Source organism: Burkholderia sp. KL41 (assembly GCF_057005415.2).
In genome coordinates, this window is record NZ_CM174447.1 from 2,350,550 (window position 1) to 2,376,023 (window position 25,474).

Sequence of the window (25,474 nt, forward strand, 5' to 3'; positions counted from 1 at the left end):
TTTTTCAACGGGTGTTGAGTCAACTACAATACCCGGCATGTCGCACCTCCCTCCCCTCAGCGCGTTGCGGGCTTTCGAGGCGGCCGTCCGCCTCGGCGGGTTCGCGCGCGCGGCGGTCGAGCTGAACGTGTCGACGAGCGCGGTCAGCCACCAGATTCGCGCGCTCGAGGAATCGCTCGGCGCGCGGCTGCTCGAACGCAGCACGGGGCTCGGCGGCATCGGTCTCACGCCGGCCGGCGAGCGCCTGCTGCCGGCCGTCAGCGATGCGCTGTCGCGCCTCACCGATGCCTGCGCCGAGATTCGCGGCACCGCGCAACGGCTCACCGTCTCCGCCAACGCGCCGTTTTCGGCAATGTGGCTCGCACGGCGCCTCGCGGAATTCTCGTCGCTTCATCCCGACACGCCGCTGCACGCCGTCGTGCTCGACGACGAACCGGATTTCGCGCGCAGCGGCGTCGATCTGGCGATCGTGCACGTGCCCGCGCACCGGCTGCGGGACGACGACGACGTGCTGATCCGGGAGACGGTGTTCCCGGTGTGCAGCCCCGAGCTGTTTCCGTACGCATCGGGGCACGTGTGCCGCTCTCGGCTGCTGCAGGAGATGCACGAGGACAGCCCCGAGATCGACTGGCACAACTGGGCATCGGAATTCGGCTTGCCGGACGACTTCGAGACGAAGATCGTCCGTTACAGCAGTTTCAGCCAGGTGATCGGCGCGGCGGTCGGCGGCGCGGGCATCGCGCTCGGCCGCGTGCCGCTGATCGAGCCCGAACTGCGCAGCGGGCGCCTGGTGCCGCTGGTGCCGGGCCTCGCACGCGATGCGTCATGGCGCTTCGTGCTGCGTCGCAACCCGTCCGCGCGGCACCGGCTGCTCGATCCGTTGATCGCGTTCCTGCGTCGCGAAGCCGAAGCCGCGCCACCCGCCACGCTCGCGAAGATCGTTGCGCCCGCATCCAACGACAGTCACGCGCGCGGCGCGGGCGGCGCCTGACGGGCCGGCACACGAAGCCGGCCTCGCCTTGCCAGCCGGCGCCTACGGCGCAGCGAAGAACAACGCGACCACGCACGCCATCCCGCCGAACCACACGAGCGAACGCAGCGACGCCCAGTTCAGCAGGTACATCAGCATATAGACGATCCGGATCGCGACGAACGCCATCGCGAGCTGGTCGACGCGATGCACGTTCGCGCCGTTGTGCCATGCCACCACCAGCGCGGCCGTGAACAGCGCGAGCGCCTCCCATGCGTTCTGGTGCGCGGCCTGCGCCCGCGCGCGCCAGCCTTCGAGCTTCGCCAGGTAGTCGCGCGGCGCGCGGTTGTCGTAACCCTTGCGGGCCTTCGCGAGAAACGTCATCGTGAACGGCAACAGCGCGACGATGAACAGGCACAGCTGGGACGTCGTCATCAAAAGTCTCCTCCTTTATCGTTACATTGATCAATGACAAGATCGCCGAGAGCTTAGCATTGCGTCATGCCGTTCGCGCACCGGTTTTCTAGACGGGAGACTCGGCTGCGCGGCGTGTCGACAGCCGCGCCCAGCCGGGACGAACACAAAAATTTCCACCAAATCGTCGACAAATACGTTAATTAAAACTGGTCGAACACCAATAAGATAGCGCTCAACACTGGCCCGGCGTGTTTTCGCGCCGGACTGCCGAACCCACGCCGCCGCGCGCGCCCAACGACATCCGATCCGAGACATCGCCATGCCCCGCCCCATCGTCGCCCATATCCGCCCTGACGCCATCCGCCACAACCTCGACTTCATCCGCCGCACCGCCGCGCAATCGCGCGTGTGGGCCGTCGTCAAGGCCGACGCATACGGCCACGGCATCGAGCGGATCTATCCGGGCCTCGCCGCCGCCGACGGCATCGCGCTGCTCGACCTCGACGAAGCCGTGCGCGTGCGCGAACTCGGCTGGGACAAGCCCGTGCTGCTGCTCGAAGGGATCTTCGAGCCGGCCGACGTCGAGCTGGCCGACCGTCACCGGCTGACGGTGTCCGTGCACTGCGACGAACAGCTCGACCTGCTGATCGCGGCAAAGCCGCGGCAGCCGATCGACATTCAGCTCAAGATGAACTCCGGGATGAACCGCCTCGGCTACCGGCCCGACGTTTTCCGCGCGGCGTGGGAGCGCGCGGCCGGCGCGCCGTCGATCGGCAAGATCACGCTGATGATGCATTTCGCGAACGCCGACGAAGGCCAGGCCGACTGGCAGCTCGAACAGTTCGATGCGGCCACGGCGGGGATTCCCGGCGAACGCTCGACGTCGAACTCGGCGGCCGTGCTGTGGCATCCGCATGCGCACCGCGACTGGGTGCGGCCCGGCACGATCCTGTACGGTGCATCGCCGACGGGTGCGTCGCGGGATATCGCCGACACGCCGCTGATGCCCGCGATGACGCTGACGAGCAAGATCATCGGCGTGCAGACGCTCGCGCCGGAAGAAACCGTCGGCTACGGCCGCCGCTTCACGGCCGACCGGCCGATGCGGATCGGCGTCGTCGCGTGCGGTTATGCGGACGGCTATCCGCGCCACGCGCCGACCGGCACGCCGATCGCGGTGGACGGCGTGATGACGCGCGTCGTCGGCCGCGTGTCGATGGACATGCTGACCGTCGACCTGACGCCGTGCCCGGACGCGGGCATCGGGTCGAGCGTCGAGCTGTGGGGCGACCAGGTGAAGGTGGACGACGTGGCGGAAGCCAGCGGCACGATCGGCTACGAGCTGATGTGCGCGCTCGCGCGCCGCGTGCCGGTCGTGATCGTGCCGCCCGGTGCGTCGAGCGAACAGCCGGCGCTGCGGACCGGAAGCTACGGGCGCTGAAACGGGTCGCCGCGGCGGCGCGCGGCCGCGCGCTACGCCGCAAGTGCCGCTTCGGTTGCGGGCTGCCTCGGGCAGCCCGTTTGTTTTCCGGTGTACGGGACAGGCCCGGGTTACGGCCCTTCCGCGCCGTTCGCCGGCCTTCGCCGTCGCACTACGAACGCCACGTCGGCTTGCGCTTCTCGAGGAACGCGTCGATCCCTTCGCCCGCATCCTCTTCCATCATGTTGCGCGCCATCACGTCGCCCGCATACGCATAGGCTTCGTCGAGCGGCAGCTCGCGCTGGCGATAGAACATCTGCTTGCCGTAGCGTACCGCGGCCGGGCTCTTCGCGACGATCTCGGCAACCTTGCGTGCGACGGCCGCGTCGAGCGCGTCTTCGGGCACGGCCTCGTTGACGAGCCCCCACGCGGCGGCCGTCGCCGCATCGACGAAACGCCCGGTCACGAGCATGTCGAACGCGCGCTTCGCCGTGACGTTGCGGCTCAACGCAACGGCCGGCGTCGAACAGAACAGCCCGACGTTGATGCCCGACACCGCGAAGCGCGCGGTATCGGCCGCGATGGCCAGATCGCACGCGGCGACGAGCTGGCAACCGGCTGCCGTCGCGATGCCGTGCACGCGTGCGATCACCGGCACCGGCAACGCGCGCATCGCGAGCATCACGCGGCTGCACTGCGCGAACAGCGTGCGGTAGTAATCGAGCTCGGGCGTGCCGCGCATCTGCCGCAGGTCGTGGCCCGCGCAGAACGCCCGGCCTTCGGCGGCCAGCACGACGCAGCGCACGTGCGGATCGGCCGCCAGCGTATCGAACGCATCGTGCAGGCTCGCGAGCATCGCCTCGGATAACGCGTTGAATTGCTGCGGGCGATTCAGTCGCAGCGTGACGACGCCGTCGTGCGCGTCGCGCAACAGGATCGGCTCGGCAGTCTCTTGATCGGGTTCCATGATGATTCGCTCGACGGGGTTCGGCAGGGTTCGGCACGGCACGAACGGGCGGCAAGCTCGCACGCCCGTTCGCGGCATACCGCTGAAATGGTCCTCCACATTCCGTGCGACGTCCAGTCGCGCGGACGCGCGTGCATGCGCAGTAGCCGGCATGCCGCCGTGCAACAACCCGGCGACTCGCGCGTCAACCGCGCCGTTGCACGGCCCTCGCCGTGCCTGCCGTCCGCGCGGCAAGAGCGGCCGTCGCATAGGCGATACAACCGACCGCCGCGATCGCCCATAGGGCGGCGGTCGGATTCGGCAACAGTATCGTCGCGGCGCTGGCGATGGCCACACCGAACAGGCTGCCTGCCTGTCTCGCCGCATTGAGGAACCCCGACGCCACGCCCGCCGCGTCCGCGGGCACCTGTTCGAGTACGGTCGCGATCATCGGCGCCACGGACAGCGCGGTCCCGGTGCCGAACGCGGCCATCGCCGCCCAGGCCACCGGCCACGGCGCACGCAGCGTCAACGCGGCCGCGAGTGCCGGCATGGCCAGCGCCGCCATCCCGAGACCGTTCGCCATCAGCCGGACCGGATGGACACGGCCATGCAATTTTCCAGACAGCAGATTGCCGAGCGACAGGCTCAGCGCGAACGGCAACAGCGTCAGCCCCGTCTGCCGCGCGCTCATGCCGAAGCGCCCGTGCAGGTACAGGCTCAGGACGAACAGCAGGCCGAAGTACCCGACATAAACGAGGCTGCCCATCAGGTTCATCGCGACGAAGGTGCGATTGCGAAACCACGCCAGCGGAACCATCGGATCGCGAGCACGCCGTTCGATGATGACCAGCGCGCCGGCGGCAAGACCGGCGACCAGCAGCGCGCCCCGGACTTCCGCCGCACCCGGGCCGCGCGTCGGCAGTTCGATCACGGCAAAACACAGCGCACCGAGCGCGATCGCACCGACACACTGGCCGGCCCAATCGAAGTGGCGCGCATGCCGCGCGACCGACGCCCGAACGAGCACGGCCGCCCCGGCAAGAGCGACCGCGCCGGTCGGCACATTGATCAGGAATGCGCTGCGCCAGCCGAAATCGTCCACGAGGACGCCACCCAGCACCGGGCCCACGGCCACCGCGACCGACGCGATGCCCGCCCATACCGCAATCGCCCGCGCCCGCTCGGCAGGCACGTCGAAGGTGCTGCGCACGACCGCCAGCGACGCGGGTAAAAAGAGCGCGGCGCCCATGCCCTGCACGAATCGCGCGGCCACGAGGACGGCCACGGACGGCGCGAAGCCGCATCCGGCCGATGCCGCGACGAACAGCGCCAGCCCCGCGAGATAGACGTGTTTGGCACCGAACCGGTCGGACAGCGCGCCGCCCGCGAGAATCAGCGTGGCGAAACTGAGCGTATACGCGTCGACGATCCACGCGAGCGCCGCGACCGTCGCACCGAGATTCGCGCGCATCGCGGGCAGCGCAACGTTGACGATCGTCGTATCGAGTACCGCCATGAACATGCCGATCGCGACGAGCGCAAGCGTGAAGCGGCGTTCGCGGGCCGTCGGGCGGCATGCTGTCGTGATGGATACGGGAAGGGAAACGGGATGGCAATCGGGCATGAAACCTCCAGGCAGATCCCGGGAGTCTAGAAACGGCACGCGATGCAGAAAAGTGATAATTTCGCATTTGCCTGATGCAGATATGCATCTCCACTCCTCGCCGCCGCCCTGCCCGACGACACTGCCGACCCGTATGAACTGGGACAACACCCGCTTCTTCCTGGCCCTTGCGCGCACCGGCACGCTTCGCGGCGCCGCGGCGCAACTGAACGTCGATCAGGCGACGGTGGGGCGTCGGATCGCCGCGCTCGAAGACGAACTCTCGGCCCGCCTGTTTCTCCGAACCCCGACCCTCTATGTGCTGACGACCGCGGGCGAAGCGCTGCTCGAACCCGCCGAAACGATGGAACGGGCGTCGCTCACCATCGAGCGACGCGTGATGGGGCTCGACGAGCAGCTTGCCGGGTCGGTGCGCATCGCCACGACCGACTCGCTCGGCAAGCGTTTCGTGATTCCCGCCATCGCCAGCTTGCGGCGCAGGCACGCCGGCATCGACGTCGTGTGCGTGACATCGGCCGAAATCGCCAATCTCACGCGCCGCGAAGCGGATCTCGCGATTCGCACGTTGCGGCCGGAATCGCCGGACCTGATCGTCAGGCGGCTCGGGCATCTCGAAACGGGCATCTACGCATCGCGCCGCTACCTGGCCGAGCGTGGCGAACCGGTCGCAGGCGGTGCGTTCGAAGGACACGATCTGGTGATGTACCAGCAGCCGGTGGTGCCGACGATGTGGGATGCCCTGTGCGGCGAACCGACGTCGCGCGGCCGCGTGATGTTCCAGACATCGTCGACGATGATGCTGGTCGAGGCCGCGCTTGCGGGGCTCGGCATCGCGGAGCTGCCGTGCTTCCGCGCCGAAGCCGAGCCGGAACTGGTGCGCCTCATGCCCCGACGATGCAATCATTTCGACGTGTGGCTCGTCGCGCATGCCGATCTCTACAAGACCGCACGCGTGCAGGCGGTGATCGAAGCCGTCGTCGACGAATTCGCGAGCGCCGCGCCGGACGCCCGGTAACGAACGGGGGACCGCTTCAGCGCGCGACCGGGAGCCGCCCGCTGCGCCACGCGCGCACGCCCGACCGCAGATGCCCGACGCCACCGAGGAAAAAGACGGCACCCATGACGCCAATGGCCAGCACACCGCCCCGGATCGCGCCGAACGTATTCATCCGCGCAGTCATCGCGGGCGTCTCCGGTGCGGAGCGGACCTCGACCGCCGCACCGTCCTGCAAGCTGACGTCGCCGACGCGCGTCAGCCCGCGAGCTTCTTCAACGCGTCGAGCACCGCGTCGCCCTTGAACGGCTTCACGATCCAACCCTTCACGCCGGCGGCCTTGCCGCGCTCCTTCATCGCCGGGCTGCTTTCGGTCGTCAGCATCACGACGTTGACCGTCGAATTCGCCAGTTCGCCGCGGATCTTCTCGACCATCGTCAGGCCGTCCATGTTCGGCATGTTCACGTCGCTGATCACGAGGCGCACGCCGGGCGTCGCCTTGAGCTTCGCGAGCCCGTCCTTGCCGTCGACGGCCGTCGCGACGTCGAGCCCGTGATTGCGCAGGAAACCCGCGACCTCGTCGCGCACCGTGCCCGAATCGTCGACCACCAGAATCTTTGCCATGCTGTATTCCCCTTTCCTTGTTGCGACTTCAACATTCAAAACAGTTCGAGTTCACCCGATTCGACCATCGGCCCCACGTCCTGCACCGATTCGCGGAAATCCTCCGGCGACCAGCTCAGGCTGAACACGAAGCGCTGGTCGATGCAGACGGCGCGCCCCGATGCCGGGTCGGTCATCCGGTACTTGAAGCAGAGCTGCGGGCAGTCGCCGCCGAACGAGATGAACTTCTGCTTGTGATTGACAACGAGCGGCACCTGCACCGGATGGCGCGCCAGCGCCTCGGCGTCGCCGAGATAGCGGTTCTTGAACGCGCCCCACACGAGATTGGTGAGCTCGCCGAGCACGCTGTTCACGTCGCGGAAATCCGGCGCGCGGCCGGCGTCGCGCGTGCCGCCGAGCATGTCGAGCAGCGGCTGCTCGCTCGTCTGCAGCAGCATGTAGCCGCGGCACCACGCGCTTTCGAGCGCGATCAGGCTGAACACTTCGCCGAAGATGATCTGGTCGCGCACGATGCACGGCGTTTCGTGCTCGATCGTCATGCCCGGGAACAGGCCGTCGATGCGCGCCTCGGTGATCTCCGAGATGCCGCGCACGAGCGCGTTCGGGTAATCGCGGCCGAACAGGTATTCGTCGATCGCGCGCTTGAGCGGCGTCATGTCGTCCGCGACGTAGGCCGCACACGCGACGCGCGCGAGCGCCTCCGGCAACCCGTCGCGCGACGCATGCGAGTCGCGGCGCAGGATGATCGGCAGCTCGGGGCGCAGCGCATCGATCTGCGTCGCGATGATCGCGCTCTCGGCCGGCGAGCCGCCGTAATCCTCGGCCAGCAGGATCGCGCCGAGGTCGATGTTCGAGCGCAGCACCTTCAGCAGCCGGTTGCGCCGCACGGTCAGGCCGACCAGGTTGTGCTCGTCGCAGAAACGCTTGATCGCGTCGGCGTGCGCGCGACTGTCGTCCAGCACGAGCACCTTGCTGACGGGTTGGTCTACGGTCATCTCAAGGTTTCCTAATGGTCGGTCAGGGTCGGTCAGAACAGTTCGAGCTCGCCGCCGGTTTCCATCACGGCCGTTTCCGGCACATGGAAATCGACCGGCGCGTTCGCGCATACGCACAGCGTCGCGCCGACCCGCACGTCGCCGTCGAGCGTCAGGTCGTAAGCGGCCACGTGATCGGGCGAAAGCGCGCCCAGGTAATCGATGCTCGATCCGCTCAGCAGATAAGGCGTCGACATCCCCAGGTCGGGAAACGGGGCGGTCAGCGCCTGGTTGATCGCACCGCAGCACAGGTTCGCGACCTCCATGAACGCTTCGGGCAGCGGCCGCTGGCTGCCGGTGCCCGCGGTCGCGCCGGCGAAATGGCGGCGCGTCGCATCGTCGTCGCTGAAGCGCAGCGCGAGCAGCAGGCGGAAATGCAGCGCCGAGATCGTCAGCGCCGCGACGTGCTCGGGCACCTTCTGCTTCGCGCGCGACTTCGCGTGCGCGTGATCGTGCCCGTCATGCGCCGCGCCGGCGGACGGCCGGATGTCGCACGCACCGCCGGATGCGAGCCGCGTGCGCGCCGCATCGAAGAATATCCGCTCGAAACCGGCTTTCGCCTGCGCGCTGATCACGCCGCGCCTCCGTCGATCCGCGCGTGCAGTTGCCCGGCCAGCGCCTCGACGGTCGCCAGCGCGGCCGTGATCATCTTGCCGCCGGCCTGGATGTCCTGGAACGTCGCGGCCGTCACGAGATCGTTGCGGTTCAGGCTGTCGCGATAGCTGTTCGACAGCTGCTGCGAGCGCGCGGCCAGCCCGCGCACCTCGCTCGCGACGATCGAGAAGCCGCGCCCGGCCGTGCCGGCGCGCGCCGCCTCGATCGACGCGTTCAGCGACACGATCGACACGTGCGCGACGATCGCCGACAGTTCCTGGTTCTTCGTGCGCATGTCCTGGTTCTGCGTGGTCAGCGAGATCATCTGCTCGTGCCAGCGCTCGAAGGTGCCGGCGAGCCCGCGCAGGCGCGCGGCTTCGTCGGCGATCTTCTGCGCGTGCTGCGCCAGCGCGGCGCGATCGGCCGACATGGCCTGCAGCGCGTCACGCTGCGTGCCGGCCGCGGAAGTCTCGCGTGCCAGCGCATCCTCGAGCTGCGCCTCGCGGTGCGCCCATGCGTCGGCCGCCTCCGCGTGCGCGGCCGCCGCCTGTTCGGCACGCTCGCCGGCCGCGTCGAGCGCACCGCGCAACGCATGCGCATCGCGCTCCAGCGCCGCAACGAGCCGCTTGCGCATCACGCGAAATACGATCGCCGCCACGATTGCGACGACTGCGCCGCCCGCCAGCGCGGCGGCCATCTGGATCATCCACGCCTGCACGATCACTTCGTCACTCCACTGCGCCGACGTCCGCGCTGCGCGCGCGCTCGTGAGCGGCACCGTCCGCCGCGAAGCGGGCCGGCAACGACACGATCGTTTCGAATGCACGATACGGCGCGCCGACACGATCGTCGGTGAAGCGCAGCGCGATATCGCCACCGTCGCGCTTCAGGAAGTTGCGCACCGCGTCCATGCCGACGCCGCGCCCCGACACTTCGGTCACGGCACTCGCGGTCGAGAAGCCCGGGCGGAAGATCAGCTCGGCCACCGCGTCGTCGGACAGCGCCGCGTCGTGGTCGGCATCGATCCAGCCACGCTCGCGCGCGATGCCGCGAATCCGGTCGAGCGCGAGGCCGCGGCCGTCGTCGCTCAGCACGAACCACAGCTCGCCGCCGCCCACGCCGACCGCGATGTCGATCGTGCCGGATGCCGCCTTGCCGGCCGCGCGCCGTTCGTCGGACGATTCGATCCCGTGGTCGATCGCGTTGCGCAGCAGGTGCATGAACACGTTCTTCAGCGTCGCGACGATTTCGCTGCGCACGCGCTGGCCGTGGCTGTCGATATGCACGACGGGCGCCGGCTTGCCGAGTTCGGCGGCGAGCGACGGCAGCGACTCGATCACGCCGCCGAGCGCATCGCCGATCCCCTGCGTGCCGAGCTGGCTCAGCATGCGGCGTACGGCATCGCGTGCCGCGTGCCAGTCGGCCGCGTTCGCCGGATCGGCGCCGTCGAGCACGCGCAGGCTCTCGCTGATATGCGCGCGCTCGACCATCAGGAAGTCGGCGCCGCCCTGCACCGCGTCACCGCTGCGGCCCAACGTGACCGCGTTGATCGTCGCGTAGTGCTCGACGGCCTCGCGCACGCGCGCGAGATCGTCCATCAGCGCGTCGCGGTTCCACTCGGGGCCGCCGTCCGCGCGGCGCAGCGAGTCGTACGCCTGCTCCGCTTCGTGGACGATGTTCGTCAGGTGCTGGAGGCTGTACGTGCGTGCATTGCCCTTGATCGTGTGCATGTTGCGGAACAGCGCCGCGACGATCGAGTGATCGGCGCGCTCGTGCTGGCGGATCATCCGCTCGTTCTCGCTGAGGAAACCCTTCGCGCTGTGCACGAAGTCGTGGAACTTGTCCTGGCTGATCGACAGGATCTCGCCGATCATCTCGAGGCGGCGCTGCTGCTCGCCGGCCTGCGCGGTCAGCTCGCGGATCTCGGTCACGTCGCGCACGCACAGCATCAGGCGCACCACCGTGTCGGTCTCGTCGGTGATCGCCGACCAGCTCAGGTCGAGCCACTTCTCGCGGCCGTCCGGCATCCGCTTCGCGACTTCATTCACCAGCAGGTGCTCGTTGAACTCGAAGTTCATGCTGTCTTCGCCGAGGCACGCATGCACGGCCGCGTCGACCTGCGAACGCGCGTCGGCACCGATCGCCGAATCGTCGAACACGAGCGCCATCAGGTCGCGGCCGGCGATGTCGCTCGTCTCGAAGATGGTCTCGAGGTACGCCGAATACTCGGCATGCACGACGCCGCCTTCGACGACGGTCAGGATCCCCTGCTGCATGTTCTGCAGCATCGCCTGGATGTCCGCCGTCTTCTGCTTGAGCTGCGCGGCGTTCTCCTGGATCTTCTCGATCATCCCGTTGAACGCGACGATCGAGTGGCCGATTTCGTCCATCCGGCCCACCGGCACGCGGCGCGTGAAATCCTGGCTCGCCGCGATCTCGCTCATCGCCGTCTGCATCCCGATCAGCGGGCGCGTGATCTGGCGATACAGCAGCAAGCCGAGCGCGGTCAGCAGCACGATCACCGTGCCGGCGACGCCCGCGATCGCGGTCGCCGTCGTCGAGAGCATCCCGTTCAGCGCGCTGATCGCGACGTCCTTCTGGCGGTTCTTCTCGACGCGCAGCGTGTCGACGATGCTTTCGAGTTCGTCGCGATACTGCGCGACGTTCGCGAACAGGTACGCCTGCGCCATCTCCGGCTTGCCGTCGGCCTTCATCTTCACGGTGTCGTCGATCGCCGCGAAATAGTTCGCGGCGCTGTCCTTCGCCTGCGACACGAGCCCGACCTGCGCCTGGCCGACCGCCGACTTCGCCTGCACGTCGAGTGCGGCGCGCAGCGCGGCCTGCTTCGCCTTCAGCTCGTCGCGCGCCTGGGCGGCGGTATTCGCGTCGGGCGCGTAGACGAGCGTCATCGTCGCGATCTGGATGTTCTTCACATCGGCGACGAGATCGGCCGACGCGAGCGCGCTCGGCACGATTCCCTGGGTGACCTGACGCACCTCGGACGCGCTCTTGCGCGTCTGGTACACGGCATAGATGCCGATCGCGGACAGCGCGAAGAACGTCAGGACGACTAGCAGCGTAATGCGATGACGGATGGTCATGAGTACAGCTCCCCGCAGCGATCCGGCTTCGATCGCCGTTTGGTCTATTGAAAGAATGTGAGCGCCGAATTATCGGGGATGGTGTATGACGCTCCGATGACCGGAAATCAATCGTTCATTGATAAAAATGCAATGAATAATTGTGGCGAAAGAACCCTAAAGTATTGCCGGGATCTGCCGTTAACCCTCTGCCTCAAGGCTTCTGGCGGTGCCTGTGCGTGACCGGAAATCCGGGATTCGGATATTTTGTTTTTATTTATTCGATCCGCGAATTGACCGCTAAATGGATTTCGCAAAACGTTTGCGAATTATCGGCGAATCCGGTTGAATGCGCGATTTTTTATTGCCGGTGAATCATTGGACGGACGGATGAAAACGATACCGCCCGCGCCGGGGCCGACGATGCGATGAACTGCATCGTCGGCCGCGAGGCGGGCGTGACCGGCGGCCGGTCAGTGGCTGCTGGCGCGGGTCGCCCCCAGGCCCGTTTCCGAGCGCACCTGCTGCGCGGCGAACGCGCCCTTCTCCGACCGTGCGCGCGCGCTCGAGTCAAGCACCGAGAACAGCCACACGCCCACGAAGCCGATGGTCATCGAGAACAGCGCGGGCGACGTGTACGGGAACCACGCCGAACCCTTCGGATAACCAAGCGTTGCCTCCCACACCGACGGCGACACGATGGTCAGCCCCACCGACGAGACCAGCCCCAGGAACCCGCCGATGACCGCGCCGCGCGTGGTGCATCCCTTCCACATCATCGACAGGAACAGCACCGGGAAGTTGGCTGACGCCGCCACGGCAAAGGCCAGCGACACCATGAACGCGACGTTCTGCTTCTCGAACGCGATGCCCAACAGCACGGCGATCACGCCGAGCACCAGCGTCGTGATGCGCGACACCTTCAGCTCGTCGGCGCTGTCGGCCTTGCCGTTCTTGAAGACGGTCGCATAAAGATCGTGCGACACCGCGGAGGCGCCGGACAGCGTGAGCCCGGCGACCACCGCCAGGATCGTCGCGAAGGCCACGGCCGAGATGAAGCCGTAGAACACGTCGCCGCCCACCGTCTTGGCCACCAGCACCGCGGCCATGTTGGCCGTGCCCGCGCCGCCCTTGATCACGCCCTTGGCCACGTCGGACAGTTCCGGATTGGTCAGCACCAGCGTGATCGCGCCGAAGCCGATGATGAAGATCAGCACGTAGAAATAGCCGATCCAGGTGGTGGCCCAGAACACCGACTTGCGCGCTTCCTTCGCATCCGGCACCGTGAAGAAGCGCATCAGGATGTGCGGCAGGCCGGCGGTGCCGAACATCAGCGCCATGCCGAACGAGATGGCCGAGACCGGATCCTTGATGAACCCGCCCGGCGACATGACCGACAGCCCGATACGGGTCGCGTCGTCCGTCGATTTGCCGGCATTCGCGGCAATCGCGGTCTTGACCTCCACGGCATGGGCGAACAACGCCTCCGGGCTGAAGCCGTACTGCGCGAGCACCATGATCGCCATGAACGTCACGCCCGCGAGCAGCAGGCACGCCTTGATGATCTGCACCCAGGTGGTCGCGGTCATGCCGCCGAACAGCACGTAGACCATCATCAGCGCGCCGACGATCACGACAGCCACCCAGTAGTCGAGACCGAACAGCAGCTTGATGAGCTGCCCCGCGCCCACCATCTGCGCGATCAGGTAGAACGCCACCACCACCAGCGTGCCGACCGCGGCGAAACTGCGGATCGGCCCCTGCTCGAAGCGGTAGCCCGCGACGTCGGCGAAGGTGAACTTGCCGAGGTTGCGCAGCCGCTCGGCCATCAGGAACGTGATGACCGGCCAGCCGACCAGAAAGCCGATCGAATAGATCAGGCCGTCGTAACCCGACGTCATCACTGCTGCGGAAATGCCGAGGAAGGAGGCGGCCGACATGTAGTCGCCCGAAATCGCCAGCCCGTTCTGGAACCCGGTGATGCCGCCGCCGGCCGTATAGAAATCCGCGGCGGAACGCGTGCGGGAAGCCGCCCACTTGGTGATCCAAAGCGTCCCTGCCACGAACAGCGCGAACAGGACGATGGCCGTGGTGTTGGTCGCCTGCTTGGCGGTCTGCCCGACATCGCCGCCGCCCGCGACGGCCACGCCGCACGCGCTCGCGGCCAGCAGCGCAACCAGCATCGTCGAAAGTGTCTTCTTCATTGGGCGACGTCCTGCAGGATGTCCTGCGTCAGTTGGTCGTATTCGTTGTTCGCGCGGCGCACGTAGATGCCGGTGATGACGACGGTGAACACGATCACCGCCATGCCGATCGGCACGCCGACACTCGTCACGCCGGTGCTCACGGGCTTCGCGAGAAACGACTTGTCGAATGCGATCAATGCGATGTAGCCGTAGTAGACGATCAGCATCAGCACGGTCAGGAAGATGCCGAGCGTATTGCGCCGTCGCTTGAGCTGCGCATACTTCGGATGCGCTTCGATTTTTTTCACCAACCCATCATGCATCGCCTGTCTCCTGGTTTGCTTTTTGAATGAGTTCGGCGATTCTGAATAGCGAAGCTGACTGCGTGCTTACTCGATCTTGCGTGCGCGGCATTCCGGGCACTATGGTTTTCCCTAGCGGGTTCGGGCGTGGTGGCGGCAGGGTTCGCGCACGCGAGCGCGTGGCGAGACGGTTTCAGTTCAGCGGAGTCCGCTCCGGTCGCGGCATGACCGCAAGGCGGTCAGGGTCAGCTCGCGCCTGCGAGCCAATCCTCGACCTGCAGCCGCGGGACGCGCTCGAATTCCCGGATGTCATGCGTGATCAGCACCAGTTGCCGCGCGCGAGCCTGCCCTGCGATCAATGCGTCATAAGGGCCCATCGGCGTACCAGCCGCGATCAGATGTGCGCGAATTTCGCCGGCATGCTGCGCATCCTCGACATCGAACGATACGACCTCAAACTGAAGCGCCTCGACACGCGCCACGTTCGCGGCCACTCGCTGGCTTTTGTAGGCGCCGTAATAGAGTTCATGCGCGACGATCGCCGGTATCCCGAAATCGCCCGGCTGATGCGACCGCAGTCGGGACAGGATGGCCGGCTCGCCCTTGAGAATGGCGATCACCGCGTTGGTATCCAGCAGGAACTTCATTCGAATACGTCCAGATCCGGCCGCTCCTGCGCGGAGGGCTGCGTGGTCGCGGCAGCCTCGAAGTCGGCGTCGACCGGCCCGATCAGCGGCGTCAGCCATGCCCAGTCCTGCGGCACTGGCTCGAGAACGACCGACGATCCGTGGCGGCGAATCCTGACCTCGGCCGTGTCGAAACGGAAATCCTTCGGCAACCGGACGGCCTGCGATCCGCCATGCTTGAAGATCTTGGCAATGTCCATCTTCGCGCCCCTTACGTATCTACAAAATGTATCTATTTTAGCAACTGTACGTGAGGATAACGAGTCGGCCGATCGGCCTGTTGCCGGTGGATGCTTCGGTATTCAGGCCACACCAGGCGCCGCGATGACGGTGATTTGTCCCCGACATGATCCAACGCCGAATTCATTCCCGTCAGGAAACAATCAATCGCTCGCCGACGGTTCACCCGCCCGCCCGTACGCTCTAGACTGTCGCATCGTTCCCTTTCCGGATTCACGCAATGACCGACGTCCTGCCGCTGACCACCGATCCCGAGTCGGGCCTCCAATACCGGCTGCGCCCGGCCGCCGGCCGCCCCGTTGCCCGCCTGTTGCTGCTGCATGGCGTCGGCGGCAACGAAACCAACCTGCTGAACCTGGCCGGCATCATCGATTCGCGGATCGAGATCGCGTTCCTGCGCGCCCCGCTCACGTTCGGGCCCGGCCAGCACGCATGGTTTCCGGTGCGCTTCGGCCCGAGCGGCCCCGAAATCGACGCGGCCCGCGCGGACGAAAGCCGCATTCAGCTGATCACGCTGCTGCGTGCCTTCCGCGCCCGCGACGGCGCGGATTCCGCATTGCCGACCGTGATCGCCGGCTTCAGCCAGGGCGGCATCATGAGCGCGGGCGTCGGCCTCACGTCGCCGGAGGATGTCGCCGCCTTCGCGGTGCTGTGCGGGCGCATCCTGCCCGAAATCGATCCGCTGATCGCGCCGCGCGATGCGCTTCGCCCGCTCCATGCGCTGATCGTGCACGGCCGCTTCGACGACAAGCTGCCCGTCGCGTGGGCCGACACCGCCGACGCGAAACTCACGTCGCTCGGCGTCGCGCACGATACGCGGCTGTACGAAGCCGGCCACGAACTGACTGCGGAGATGGCCGGCGATTTCGGCCGATGGGTCGGCGAACGCGCCGGCTTGAACTGACCACACCGGCGCGCCGGGCGCGACCGCACCGGCGCACCCGGCGTGTCCCGTCAGGCGCCCCGCGCCGGATCGGCGACGGCACCCGTGGCCACGGACGCACGCGCATTCGCCGCCTGCTCTCGCGCGGCACCGCGCTTCGCCAGCTTCCAGCCCACCACGAGTGCGAGCACGACGACCGGAATCATCGCGATGGTCCACGTGCCGCCCGGATAGTCGAACGCCATCAGCACCAGCACGCCGACGAGGAAGGCCAGCGTGAGCCACGACGTGAACGGCGCGCCGGGCATCCGGAACGACACCGCCTTCAGCTCGCCGCGATCGACCGCGCGGCGGAACAGGATCTGGCACATGACGATGAAGCCCCAGGTCGTGATGATCCCGAGCGACGCCATGTTCAGCACGATCTCGAACGCCTGCGCCGGCACGATGTAGTTCAACGGCACGCCGATCGCGTTGATCGCGACCGTGATCAGGATCCCGCCGTACGGCACGCCGCGTGCGTTCATCCGCGACACGAAGCGCGGCGCCGATCCGCCCATCGCCAGCGAGCGCAGCACGCGCCCGGTCGAATAGAGGCCGGAGTTCAGGCTCGACAGCGCGGCGGTCAGCACCACGACGTTCATCACGGTGCCGACGTACGGCACGCCGAGCTTGCTGAAGAACGTCACGAACGGGCTTTCGTGCGAGCTGTATGCCGTCCACGGCAGCAGCATCGTCAACAGCACGACGGAGCCGACATAGAACAGCGCAATACGCCACATCACGCTGTTGATGGCTTTCGGCAGGACCTTGCGCGCATCGGCCGTCTCGCCCGCCGCGACGCCGACGAGCTCGATGCTCGCATACGCGAACACCACGCCCTGCACGATCAGCACGGCCGGCAGGAGCCCGTGCGGAAAGATCCCGCCGTGATCCGCGACCAGGTGAAGCCCCGGCATCTGCCCGGCGACCGGATGGCCGCTCGCGAGAAACACCGCGCCGACCGCGAGGAACACCGCGAGCGTCCCCACCTTGACGAGCGAGAACCAGAACTCCATCTCGCCGAACACCTTCACGCCGATCATGTTCATCACCGACACGATCCCGAGCGCACCGAGCGCGAAGACCCACTGCGGCACGTCCGTGAACACGGCCCAGTACTTCATGTAGATCGCGACCGCCGTGATGTCGACGATGCCGGTCGTCGCCCAGTTCAGGTAGTACATCCAGCCCGCGACGAACGATGCGCGCTCGCCCATGAACTCCCGCGCGTACGACACGAAGCTGCCGCTGGTCGGCCGGTGCATCACCAGCTCGCCGAGCGCGCGCATGATCAGGAAGGCGAACACGCCGCAGACGAGATACACGAGCGCGAGCGCGGGCCCCGCGCTCTGAAGGCGTCCACCCGCACCGAGAAAGAGGCCGGTGCCGATCGCACCGCCCATCGCGATCATCTGCACGTGCCGCGGCTTCAACTGCTTCGCGTAACCTGCTTCGTGCGACGCGAACATCGCGTCGGGGTCGGCATGACGGGAATCCGCGCCGCCGGCCGGACCGGCCGGGCGCTCGCTGCTGTGGTTCATCGTGAGTCTCCGTAGTTTCTTGATGTGTCGCGCCCCGCGCGGGGGCGCTGATGAAATGACGGCCCGCCTGGCGCTCAACGCGCGCGCCGGCGGCCTTCAGCCGGCGTCAAAGCACGCGCGGCCGGATCAGCGCTTCGGGCTGAAGCGCTTCGTCGACCTGCGCATCGGTCATCCACTGGCGTTCGAGTACGACCTCGCGAATCGACTTGCCGGTTGCGTGCGCTTCGGCCGCCACGGCGGTCGCGCGCTTGTAGCCGATGTACGGATTCAGCGCGGTCGCGAGCGCGACCGAGCGCTCCATCGTTTCGCGCAGCCGCTCGGGGTTCGCGGTGATCCCGCTCACGCAGCGCTGCGCCAGCGTCGTGCAGGCGGCCGTCAGGTGGCTGAAGCTGCGGAACAGCGCGCTGGCGATCACCGGCTCGAATGCGTTGAGCTGAAGCTGCCCGGCCTCGGCGGCGAAGGTCACGGTCAGGTCGTTGCCGAACACCTCGAACGCGACCTGGTTGACGACTTCCGGGATCACCGGATTCACCTTGCCGGGCATGATCGACGAGCCGGCCTGCACCGGCGGCAGGTTGATCTCGCCGAACCCCGCACGCGGGCCGCTCGACAGCAGCCGCAGGTCGTTGCAGATCTTCGACAGCTTCACGGCGATCCGCTTGAGCACGCCCGAGACCTGCACGAACGCGCCGCAATCCTGGGTCGCCTCGATCAGGTTCGGCGCGGTGCTCAGGTCGAGCCCGGTAATGCGCCGCAGCGCCGCCAGCGCCTTCTCCGCGTACTGCGGATGCGCGGTGATGCCCGTGCCGATCGCGGTCGCGCCGAGGTTGATCTCGCGAATCAGCCAGCCGGCTTCCTGCAGGCGTGCAATGTCTTCCGTCAGCATCACCGCGTAGGTCGAGAATTCCTGGCCGAGCGTCATCGGCACCGCGTCCTGCAATTGCGTGCGGCCGAGCTTCAGCAGGCCGGCGAACGCGTCGGCCCGCTCCGCGAACGCATCGCGCAGGCGCGCCATCGCTTCGAGCAGGTGCTCGAGCGCGAAGCAGGTCGCGACGCGGATCGCGGTCGGATAGACGTCGTTGGTGCTCTGCGCGAGATTGACGTGTTCGTTCGGATGCAGGTATTCGTACTGCCCGCGCGCGTGCCCCATGAGTTCGAGCGCGCGGTTGCAGATCACCTCGTTCGCGTTCATGTTGGTCGACGTGCCGGCCCCGCCCTGGATCACGTCGACGACGAACTGGTCGTGCAGGCGCCCTTCGCGAATCTCGACGCACGCGGCGGCGATCGCATCGCGGTACGGTCGCGGCAGCAGCCCGAGCTCGCAGTTCGCGTCGGCCGCGGCCTCCTTCACGGCGGCGAGCGCCATCACGAGGTACGGCAGCGACGCGATGGTGCGGCCCGAAATGTCGAAGTTCTCTTTCGCGCGCAGCGTATGGACGCCGTAATATGCGTCGTCCGGAATACTTCGTTTGCCTAAAAGATCCGCTTCGACGCGGAAGCCGTTTTCTGTCATCGTGCCCTCCTGGATGTCTCGTACCGCTCGCCGTTCGCCGCTTCCCGACGCGACGGGTTCGCATTCTATGCCTTTGCAAAAACAAGCTCGCTTATGTATTATCGAAAGCGGTTTTGCGTGGGACGCAACAGCGAGAATCGAATGAAAAAAGGCGCGAGAGAAACCGGCATCGATCACATGGGCGCGATGCGCGCGTTCGTGAGAGTGGTCGAAACAGGGAGTTTTTCGGCGGTCGCGAAGGAGATGCACGTGTCGACGTCGACGGTCGCGCGCAAGGTCACGGCGATCGAGGAGGCACTCGGCGTCGCGCTGCTGCACCGCTCGACGCACAGCGTCACGCTGACCGAGGCCGGCCACATCTACCTGGAACGCGCCGTCACGTTGATCGCCGATCTCGACGACACGCTGCGTGTCGTCGCCGAGCTGAATGCGCAGCCGAGCGGCCCGCTGAAGCTCACCGCGCCGGTTGCGTTCGGCCGCCGCCATCTCGCCCCGCTGGTCGCGCCGTTTCTCGCGCGCTACCCGACGATCCAGCTCGACGTGCGGCTCACCGACAACCACAACGACCTCGTGGCCGGCGGCTTCGACCTCGACATTCACGAAGGCGAGAACTACCTGGACAACCTCGTCGTCCACCGCCTGTCGCGCAACGACAGCATCCTGTGCGCGACGCCCGGCTATCTCGACCGCTGCGGGCGCCCGTCCACGCCGGACGACCTCAAGCAACACAACTGCCTGCGCTACGTGCACCCCGAAGGCGATCCGCGCTGGGAGCTCGTGAACGGCGACGCGCATCACAGCCTGCTGCCGGCCGGCAACCTCGTCACCGACCATTCGGAGCTGCTGCTCGAAGCGACCTGCGCGGGGCTCGGCATCGCGGAGTTCGAGATCTGGCTGGTGCGCGACCTGCTCGCGAGCGGGCGGCTCGAAGCCGTGCTGCCGCGCTACCGGCTGCTGAACCGGCTGACGGGCGAATACATCTACATCGCGTATCTGGCGAACCGGCGCAGCTCGGCGAAGCTGCGCGTCCTGAAGGACTTTCTCGCGGAACACCTCGCGCACATCGGCGAGCTGTCGGCGCTGGAGCTGGGGAAGATTCGCGGCGCGCGCACGTAGCGCCTGCGCCCGCGTTCATGCCCGCGCCGGCCGGCAGGCATGGGTCCGCCGCCGCGCACGGCCCGGGGCGCGGGCCGGCGGCAGCGGCGCATCCGCGCCGGTCAGGCCGGCTGCAATTCGAACGGGAACGTGGCGTGCCCGATCTCGACGCCCTGAGTGTTGCGCATCGGCGGCCGATGGAAAGCGGCCAGTTGCGCGCGCTGCCCGGCCGTGCCGATCTGCAGCCGCTCGAGGAGTTCGCTGACGACCATGTAGAGCACGTCGAGATTGCCGTCCTCGATCTTCACCGAGATGCCGAGCGCGCCATCGGCGCCCAGCTGCCGCGTGCGCGCCGACGCACGCACGCCGATCCCGTAGCACGCATCGGCGCCGAGCTTGCCGACCACCTGCCCGTCGAACGCTTTCATCAGCACCGTGCAATAGCGCCCGTCGCCGGCCACCAGTTCCGGATACGCGGTCATCGCACGATGAATCCGCGCCAGCGCGCGCACGCGATCGCTGATTGCGTCACCGCCCGCCTCCACCGTATCCACCCCGTCGGCCAGCGATGCGTACAGGCGCGCCAGCCGGTCCAGCGGAAACGCCGGCGTCGGCAGGTTGCACCCGTCGATCGCCCAGCCCACTTCGTCGTCGCGCAGCCCGCACGCATCGGCCATCACCTGTTTCACGCGCACCTGCATCGGATGCTCGGGCAGATGGTAATCGGCGATCGCGGCGCCGATCGCCTGCGCGCCGGCCAGCATCCCGACATGCTTGCCCGAACAGTTGCTGCATACGCCGGTCGGCGTGTAGTCGCGCTTGATCCACGCACGGTACACCGCGTCGGACAACGGCGGATGGCCGCCGCAACGCAAGTCCGATTCCTGCGCGGCGACTTTTGCGAGCATCGCGCGCGTGCGTTCGATATGCCGGTCCTCGCTGCTGTGCGACGCGCACATCAGCGCGATGTCCGCATCGTCGAAGCCGAAGCGCTCGGGCGCACCCGTCTCGATCACCGACAGCGCCTGGGCCGGCTTCGCCGCCGACCGCGCGAGCGTCATCCGGAACGGATCGCCGAACCGGGCCAGCAGCCTGCCGCGTGCGTCGACCACCGCCACATCGGCGACATGCGTGTTCTCGATCGCCTTGCCGCGGTACGTGACGACTGCTGCGCGTTGGGTGTCCATCTTATGTTGTCTCCATGCTCGGGGCCTGCTTGCCGGGGCCCATCCAACCGGTACGGCAGTGTAGCGAGTCGCCGCGCCACGCGCCGGCCCGGCCATGGAAAGCGGTGTTGCATATGACGCAAAGGCGATCGCGCCCCCACGAAGACCTGACCGAATTAGTACAAAAACCATTCAATCGTTTACAGAATTAGTACCAATCCGTACAATTGCGACCGCAAACGCGAATCATACGCATTTACATTGACGTTTTCCGATGTTCCGCACTGCCCGGCCTGCATCGAGAAGACGCGCCCGCTCACCGAACCTTCTGCTGCCTCTCGATATGCCCGCCCAGTTCAAGACGAGGCCTCGCGCCCTCGTGTCGACGCTGACCTGCTCCGTGTTCCTGACCCCGCTGCTCGCCTCCGCCGAAACGGTACCCTCTCCCACGCCCGCCGCCGACCAGCCGGCCCCGTCCGCCGACGTGCAGGTGACGCTGCCGACGATCACGATCCAGTCGTCCGCGCCGTCGGACATGCAGGTGAAGCAATCGCCGTCGTACAAGTTCACCGCGCCGCTGCTCGATACGCCGCGCTCGGTCACCGTGATCCCCGAGCAACTGATCAAGGAAAAGAACGTCACGTCGTTCGCGGACGCGCTGCGCTCGGTACCGGGCATCACGTTCCTCGGCGGCGATGCGGCCGCGAACCCGTCGGCCGACCGCCCGGTGATCCGCGGCTTCGAATCGCGCAACTCGATCTTCGTGGACGGGATGCGCGACTCGGGGCTGCAGAACCGCGAAACGTTCGCGGTCGAGCAGATCAGCGTGATCAAGGGCCCCGATTCGGTCTATGCGGGCCGCGGCTCGGTGGGCGGCAGCATCGACATCGTCACGAAGACGCCGAAGAACGACGATTTCATCAACAGCAGCATCGGCTTCGGCACCGACGGCTACAAGCGCGCGACGGTCGACGCGAACCGCAAGATCAACGACACGACGGCCGTGCGCCTGAACGTGATGGGTCACGACGCGAACCAGGCCGGCCGCAACGACGTGTACAACAAGCGCTGGGGTGTCGCGCCGTCGATCGTGTTCGGGCTGAACACGCCGACCACGGTCACGGTCAGCTATTACCACATGAACTCGTACGACATGCCGGACTTCAGCGTGCCGTTCCGCGCGTCGGGCGGCACGCCGGTGCCGACCGATCGCGGGCAGTTCTTCGGATTGAACACGCGCGACTACCGCTACGGGCAGACCGACACCGCCGAAGTGCGCGTCGAGCACAAGCTCAACGACGACTGGAAGCTGAAGAACACGACGATGTTCGGCCGCTCGACGCTCGATTACGTCGCGACGAACCCGCAGATCCTCGCGTCGAACCCGAACATGCTGAGCCTGCAGGCAAAGAGCGGCAAGTACGCGCTCAACGGCTTCTCGAACCAGACCGAGGTGACCGGCAGCGCGAGCCTGTTCGGCATGAAGCACACGATGACGGCCGGCGTCGAGTTCAGCCATGAACAGGCGCGCTACGAGGGCTACCTCGTGTCGGATTCGGCCGGTCACAACATCCGCTCGGGCGGCCCGTGCTCGGTGGCCGGCAACTGCACGCCGCTCGCGGGCGGCTGGAACCCGAACATGCCGTGGACCGGCAGCATCGTGCTGAACGGCGACAAGGGCTTCCCCGGCGCGACGACGAACACGCGCACCGACACCGTGTCGGCGTACATCTTCGATACCGTGAAGCTGTCCGAGCGCTGGCAGTTCAACACGGGGCTGCGCTTCGACCGCTACGACACGACCGGCAAGCAGGCCGGCGTCGCCGACCTGTCGAACACGTCGAACCTGTTCAGCTACCAGTTCGGCCTCGTGTTCAAGCCGGTGAGCAACGTGAGCCTGTATGCGTCGTACGGCACGTCGTCGAACCCGCCGGGATCGAACGGCGGCCTCGGCGGCGGCACCGACCAGATCACCGCGACGAACCAGGACCTCGCGCCGGAGCGCTCGCGCAACATCGAGATCGGCGCGAAGTGGGACGTGCTGCGGGATCAACTGTCGCTGACGTCGGCGCTGTTCCAGACCGAGAAGACCAATGCGCGCGTGAGCGACGGCCTCGGTCACACGGTCAACGCGGGCAAGCAGCGCGTGCGCGGTTTCGAATTCGGCTTCGCGGGCAACATGACGCCGAAGTGGCACGTGTTCGGCGGCTACTCGTACCTGAACGCGATCACGACCGACGCGGGCCCCGGCAGCCCGGGCGCATCGGGCCTGCCGATGGTGATGGTGCCGAAGCACAACTTCACGCTGTGGACGAGCTACGACGTGATGCCGAAGCTCACGTTCGGCGCCGGTGCGACGGTGATGAGCCAGACCTATGCGTCGGTATCCGCGACGACGAAGAAATGGACGCCCGGCTACGCGCGCTTCGACGCGGCCGCCACCTGGCGCGTGAACAAGACGATGGACGTCCAGCTGAACGTGCAGAACCTGTTCGACAAGAAGTATTACGCGAGCGCGTACCCGATCTACGCGACCTGGGCGCCGGGCCGTTCGGCGATGGTCACGCTCAACTTCTATCAGTAACGCGGTCGGCGGCGGGAGGGCGTGGTACGCCCCTCCTCGCCGCGCTCACCACGGCAGCGAATACGTCTTCACGTTCGTGAAGCTCTTCATCGCTTCCTGCACGCCTTCCTTGTACCCCAGCCCCGAGTCCTTCACGCCGCCGAACGGCGTCAGCTCGAGCCGGTAGCCCGGCACTTCGCGCACGTTCACGCTGCCGACTTCCAGCTCGGTGATGAAGCGCGTGATGTGATCGAAGCGGTTCGTGCACACCGACGACGACAGCGCATAGTCGGTGCTGTTCGACATCCTGATCGCTTCGTCGATGTCGCGGAAACGCATGATCGGCGACACGGGCCCGAACGTCTCGTATTTCACGAGCGGCATGTCGGGCGTCACGCGATCGATCACCGTCGGCGAATACAGCGCGCCGTCGCGCACGTTGCCGACCAGCAGCCGCGCCCCGCGCGCGATCGCGTCGTTCACCTGCTGCTCGCAGACCTTCGCGGCCGCTTCGTCGATCACCGTACCCATGTCCACCGACGAATCGGCCGGATTGCCGTACGACCACGCACGCGTTTTTTCGACGACCAGCTCCGTAAAGCGATCGGCCACCGACTCGTGCACGAGCATCCGCTTGATCGCCGTGCAGCGCTGCCCCGAGTTCCTGTACGAACCCGATACCGCGAGCGTGCTCGCTTCGTCGAGATCGGCGTCTTCCATCACGATGATCGGATCGTTGCCGCCGAGTTCGAGCACCGCGCGCCGGTAGCCCATCCGCGCCGCGATCGACTTGCCGATCGATACGCCGCCCGTGAACGTGATGAGGTCGATCGCCGGGTTCGTGATCAGCTCGTCGGCGATCTCCTTCGGGTCGCCCGTGAGCACCTGCAGCATCTGCGGCGGCAGGCCCGCTTCGTACAGGATGTCCGCGAACAGGTAGCACGACAGCGGCACCTTCTCGGACGGCTTCACGACGATCCGGTTGTTGGTCGCGATCGACGGCACGATCTTGTGCGCAACCTGGTTCATCGGGTGGTTGAATGGCGTGATCGCTGAAATCACGCCGAGCAGCGGATCGCGCTGCGTGTACACGCGGCGCTTCTTGCCGTGCGGGGTCAGGTCGCACGAGAAGATCTGCCCGTCGTCCTTCAGCACTTCGCCGGCGCCGAACGTCAGCACGTCGGCCACGCGGCCCGCCTCGTATGTCGAATCCTTGATGCACAGCCCGGCCTCGGCGGTGATCAGCGCCGCGATCTCCGCCGTGCGCGCACGCACGATGTCGGCCGCGCGGCGCAGGATCGCCGCGCGATCGTGGCGCGTGAGCGCCGGCCGGTATGCACGCGCGGCCGCGAACGCGCGCCGCACGTCGTCGAGCGTCGCCTTCGGCACGGTGCCGACCAGCGCACCGTCGTACGGGTTGCGCACTTCGATCACCGCGTCGCGCCACACGCGCTGCCCGTCGATGCGCAACGCTTCGTGCCGCACGTCGGAAGCGGGAATCGGCTTCAGGACCGTGCTCATGTCGTCTCCGTTGTCGTGATGCGTGATCGT

At 67.0% G+C, this 25,474-nt stretch carries 23 protein-coding genes; 6 read left to right on the forward strand and 17 right to left on the reverse strand.

The features are described from left to right. Nucleotides 1–37: 37 nt before the first annotated feature. Entirely contained in the window at nucleotides 38–991 is a 954-nt protein-coding gene (locus tag PQB87_RS27915) for a LysR family transcriptional regulator (protein WP_059683083.1), read from the forward strand. 42 nt (nucleotides 992–1,033) lie between these two features. Here PQB87_RS27915 and PQB87_RS27920 read toward each other — a convergent pair whose 3' ends face one another. Beyond that, complete coding sequence (locus tag PQB87_RS27920; RefSeq protein ID WP_060085073.1) at nucleotides 1,034–1,405, reverse strand: MAPEG family protein; 372 nt, start codon at nucleotides 1,403–1,405, stop codon at nucleotides 1,034–1,036. Between the two features lie 301 nt (nucleotides 1,406–1,706). Between PQB87_RS27920 and alr the strand changes: the two genes are divergently transcribed. After that, nucleotides 1,707–2,828: an alanine racemase gene (gene alr / locus PQB87_RS27925; RefSeq protein ID WP_059623299.1), complete on the forward strand. Its 1,122-nt coding sequence runs from the start codon at nucleotides 1,707–1,709 to the stop codon at nucleotides 2,826–2,828. Nucleotides 2,829–2,979: 151 nt separating this feature from the next. Here the strand turns inward: alr and PQB87_RS27930 are convergent, their stop codons facing one another. Both PQB87_RS27930 and PQB87_RS27935 read right to left on the reverse strand, forming a co-directional pair. Then, on the reverse strand, nucleotides 2,980–3,774 hold the full coding sequence (locus tag PQB87_RS27930) for an enoyl-CoA hydratase (RefSeq protein WP_059683810.1): 795 nt from the start codon (nucleotides 3,772–3,774) through the stop codon (nucleotides 2,980–2,982). Between the two features lie 184 nt (nucleotides 3,775–3,958). Beyond that, a complete protein-coding gene (locus PQB87_RS27935) occupies nucleotides 3,959–5,380 on the reverse strand; it encodes an MFS transporter (protein WP_111942109.1) in 1,422 nt (473 codons plus the stop codon). A gap of 133 nt (nucleotides 5,381–5,513) precedes the next feature. On the opposite strand from PQB87_RS27935, the gene PQB87_RS27940 reads away from it, so the two are divergent. Next, complete coding sequence (locus PQB87_RS27940) at nucleotides 5,514–6,395, forward strand: LysR family transcriptional regulator (RefSeq protein ID WP_111942111.1); 882 nt, start codon at nucleotides 5,514–5,516, stop codon at nucleotides 6,393–6,395. A 16-nt stretch (nucleotides 6,396–6,411) separates the two neighbouring features. On the opposite strand, the gene PQB87_RS27945 is transcribed toward PQB87_RS27940, so the two are convergent. The 10 genes from PQB87_RS27945 to PQB87_RS27990 all read right to left on the reverse strand — a co-directional run bounded on the left by PQB87_RS27945 (nucleotide 6,412) and on the right by PQB87_RS27990 (nucleotide 15,080). Then, nucleotides 6,412–6,561 (reverse strand): hypothetical protein, encoded by a 150-nt coding sequence (locus PQB87_RS27945; RefSeq protein WP_226215729.1) that lies wholly within the window; start codon nucleotides 6,559–6,561, stop codon nucleotides 6,412–6,414. A gap of 71 nt (nucleotides 6,562–6,632) precedes the next feature. Then, the gene (locus PQB87_RS27950) at nucleotides 6,633–6,998 is read right to left on the reverse strand and encodes a response regulator (RefSeq protein WP_011355572.1); all 366 of its coding nucleotides are present in this window, start codon (nucleotides 6,996–6,998) and stop codon (nucleotides 6,633–6,635) included. Nucleotides 6,999–7,033: 35 nt separating this feature from the next. Continuing rightward, the gene (locus PQB87_RS27955; protein WP_059683073.1) at nucleotides 7,034–7,993 is read right to left on the reverse strand and encodes a chemotaxis protein CheX; all 960 of its coding nucleotides are present in this window, start codon (nucleotides 7,991–7,993) and stop codon (nucleotides 7,034–7,036) included. A 32-nt stretch (nucleotides 7,994–8,025) separates the two neighbouring features. Further along, on the reverse strand, nucleotides 8,026–8,607 hold the full coding sequence (locus tag PQB87_RS27960) for a hypothetical protein (protein WP_111942113.1): 582 nt from the start codon (nucleotides 8,605–8,607) through the stop codon (nucleotides 8,026–8,028). After that, a complete protein-coding gene (locus PQB87_RS27965) occupies nucleotides 8,604–9,344 on the reverse strand; it encodes a methyl-accepting chemotaxis protein (RefSeq protein ID WP_407646452.1) in 741 nt (246 codons plus the stop codon). The genes PQB87_RS27960 and PQB87_RS27965 overlap by 4 nt, the downstream gene beginning before the upstream one ends. A gap of 10 nt (nucleotides 9,345–9,354) precedes the next feature. After that, nucleotides 9,355–11,727: an ATP-binding protein gene (locus PQB87_RS27970; protein WP_059485126.1), complete on the reverse strand. Its 2,373-nt coding sequence runs from the start codon at nucleotides 11,725–11,727 to the stop codon at nucleotides 9,355–9,357. Between the two features lie 452 nt (nucleotides 11,728–12,179). Continuing rightward, nucleotides 12,180–13,910 (reverse strand): cation acetate symporter, encoded by a 1,731-nt coding sequence (locus tag PQB87_RS27975; protein WP_059683067.1) that lies wholly within the window; start codon nucleotides 13,908–13,910, stop codon nucleotides 12,180–12,182. Further along, nucleotides 13,907–14,215 (reverse strand): DUF485 domain-containing protein, encoded by a 309-nt coding sequence (locus tag PQB87_RS27980; RefSeq protein WP_059683065.1) that lies wholly within the window; start codon nucleotides 14,213–14,215, stop codon nucleotides 13,907–13,909. The genes PQB87_RS27975 and PQB87_RS27980 overlap by 4 nt, the downstream gene beginning before the upstream one ends. 224 nt (nucleotides 14,216–14,439) lie before the next feature. After that, nucleotides 14,440–14,841, reverse strand: coding sequence for a type II toxin-antitoxin system VapC family toxin (locus PQB87_RS27985; RefSeq protein WP_489243007.1), 402 nt, complete (start codon nucleotides 14,839–14,841; stop codon nucleotides 14,440–14,442). Further along, nucleotides 14,838–15,080 carry an antitoxin gene (locus PQB87_RS27990; protein WP_048025990.1) on the reverse strand — a complete coding sequence of 81 codons (243 nt, stop codon included), beginning with the start codon at nucleotides 15,078–15,080 and terminating at the stop codon, nucleotides 14,838–14,840. Before PQB87_RS27990 ends, PQB87_RS27985 begins: the two co-directional genes overlap by 4 nt. Nucleotides 15,081–15,340: 260 nt before the next feature. Between PQB87_RS27990 and PQB87_RS27995 the strand changes: the two genes are divergently transcribed. Further along, the gene (locus tag PQB87_RS27995; RefSeq protein WP_226215733.1) at nucleotides 15,341–16,024 is read left to right on the forward strand and encodes an alpha/beta hydrolase; all 684 of its coding nucleotides are present in this window, start codon (nucleotides 15,341–15,343) and stop codon (nucleotides 16,022–16,024) included. A gap of 50 nt (nucleotides 16,025–16,074) precedes the next feature. On the opposite strand, the gene PQB87_RS28000 is transcribed toward PQB87_RS27995, so the two are convergent. After that, a complete protein-coding gene (locus tag PQB87_RS28000) occupies nucleotides 16,075–17,586 on the reverse strand; it encodes an amino acid permease (RefSeq protein ID WP_489243008.1) in 1,512 nt (503 codons plus the stop codon). 106 nt (nucleotides 17,587–17,692) lie between these two features. Next, nucleotides 17,693–19,099: an aspartate ammonia-lyase gene (locus tag PQB87_RS28005; protein ID WP_027791265.1), complete on the reverse strand. Its 1,407-nt coding sequence runs from the start codon at nucleotides 19,097–19,099 to the stop codon at nucleotides 17,693–17,695. A 141-nt stretch (nucleotides 19,100–19,240) separates the two neighbouring features. Between PQB87_RS28005 and PQB87_RS28010 the strand changes: the two genes are divergently transcribed. Beyond that, complete coding sequence (locus PQB87_RS28010; protein ID WP_027791264.1) at nucleotides 19,241–20,215, forward strand: LysR family transcriptional regulator; 975 nt, start codon at nucleotides 19,241–19,243, stop codon at nucleotides 20,213–20,215. 101 nt (nucleotides 20,216–20,316) lie between these two features. Here PQB87_RS28010 and PQB87_RS28015 read toward each other — a convergent pair whose 3' ends face one another. Continuing rightward, a complete protein-coding gene (locus PQB87_RS28015; protein ID WP_489243009.1) occupies nucleotides 20,317–21,381 on the reverse strand; it encodes an asparaginase in 1,065 nt (354 codons plus the stop codon). A 322-nt stretch (nucleotides 21,382–21,703) separates the two neighbouring features. Between PQB87_RS28015 and PQB87_RS28020 the strand changes: the two genes are divergently transcribed. Further along, nucleotides 21,704–23,944, forward strand: coding sequence for a TonB-dependent receptor (locus PQB87_RS28020; RefSeq protein ID WP_489243011.1), 2,241 nt, complete (start codon nucleotides 21,704–21,706; stop codon nucleotides 23,942–23,944). A gap of 45 nt (nucleotides 23,945–23,989) precedes the next feature. Here PQB87_RS28020 and phnY read toward each other — a convergent pair whose 3' ends face one another. Further along, nucleotides 23,990–25,444, reverse strand: coding sequence for a phosphonoacetaldehyde dehydrogenase (gene phnY, locus PQB87_RS28025; RefSeq protein ID WP_489243012.1), 1,455 nt, complete (start codon nucleotides 25,442–25,444; stop codon nucleotides 23,990–23,992). Between the last annotated feature and the right edge of the window lie 30 nt (nucleotides 25,445–25,474).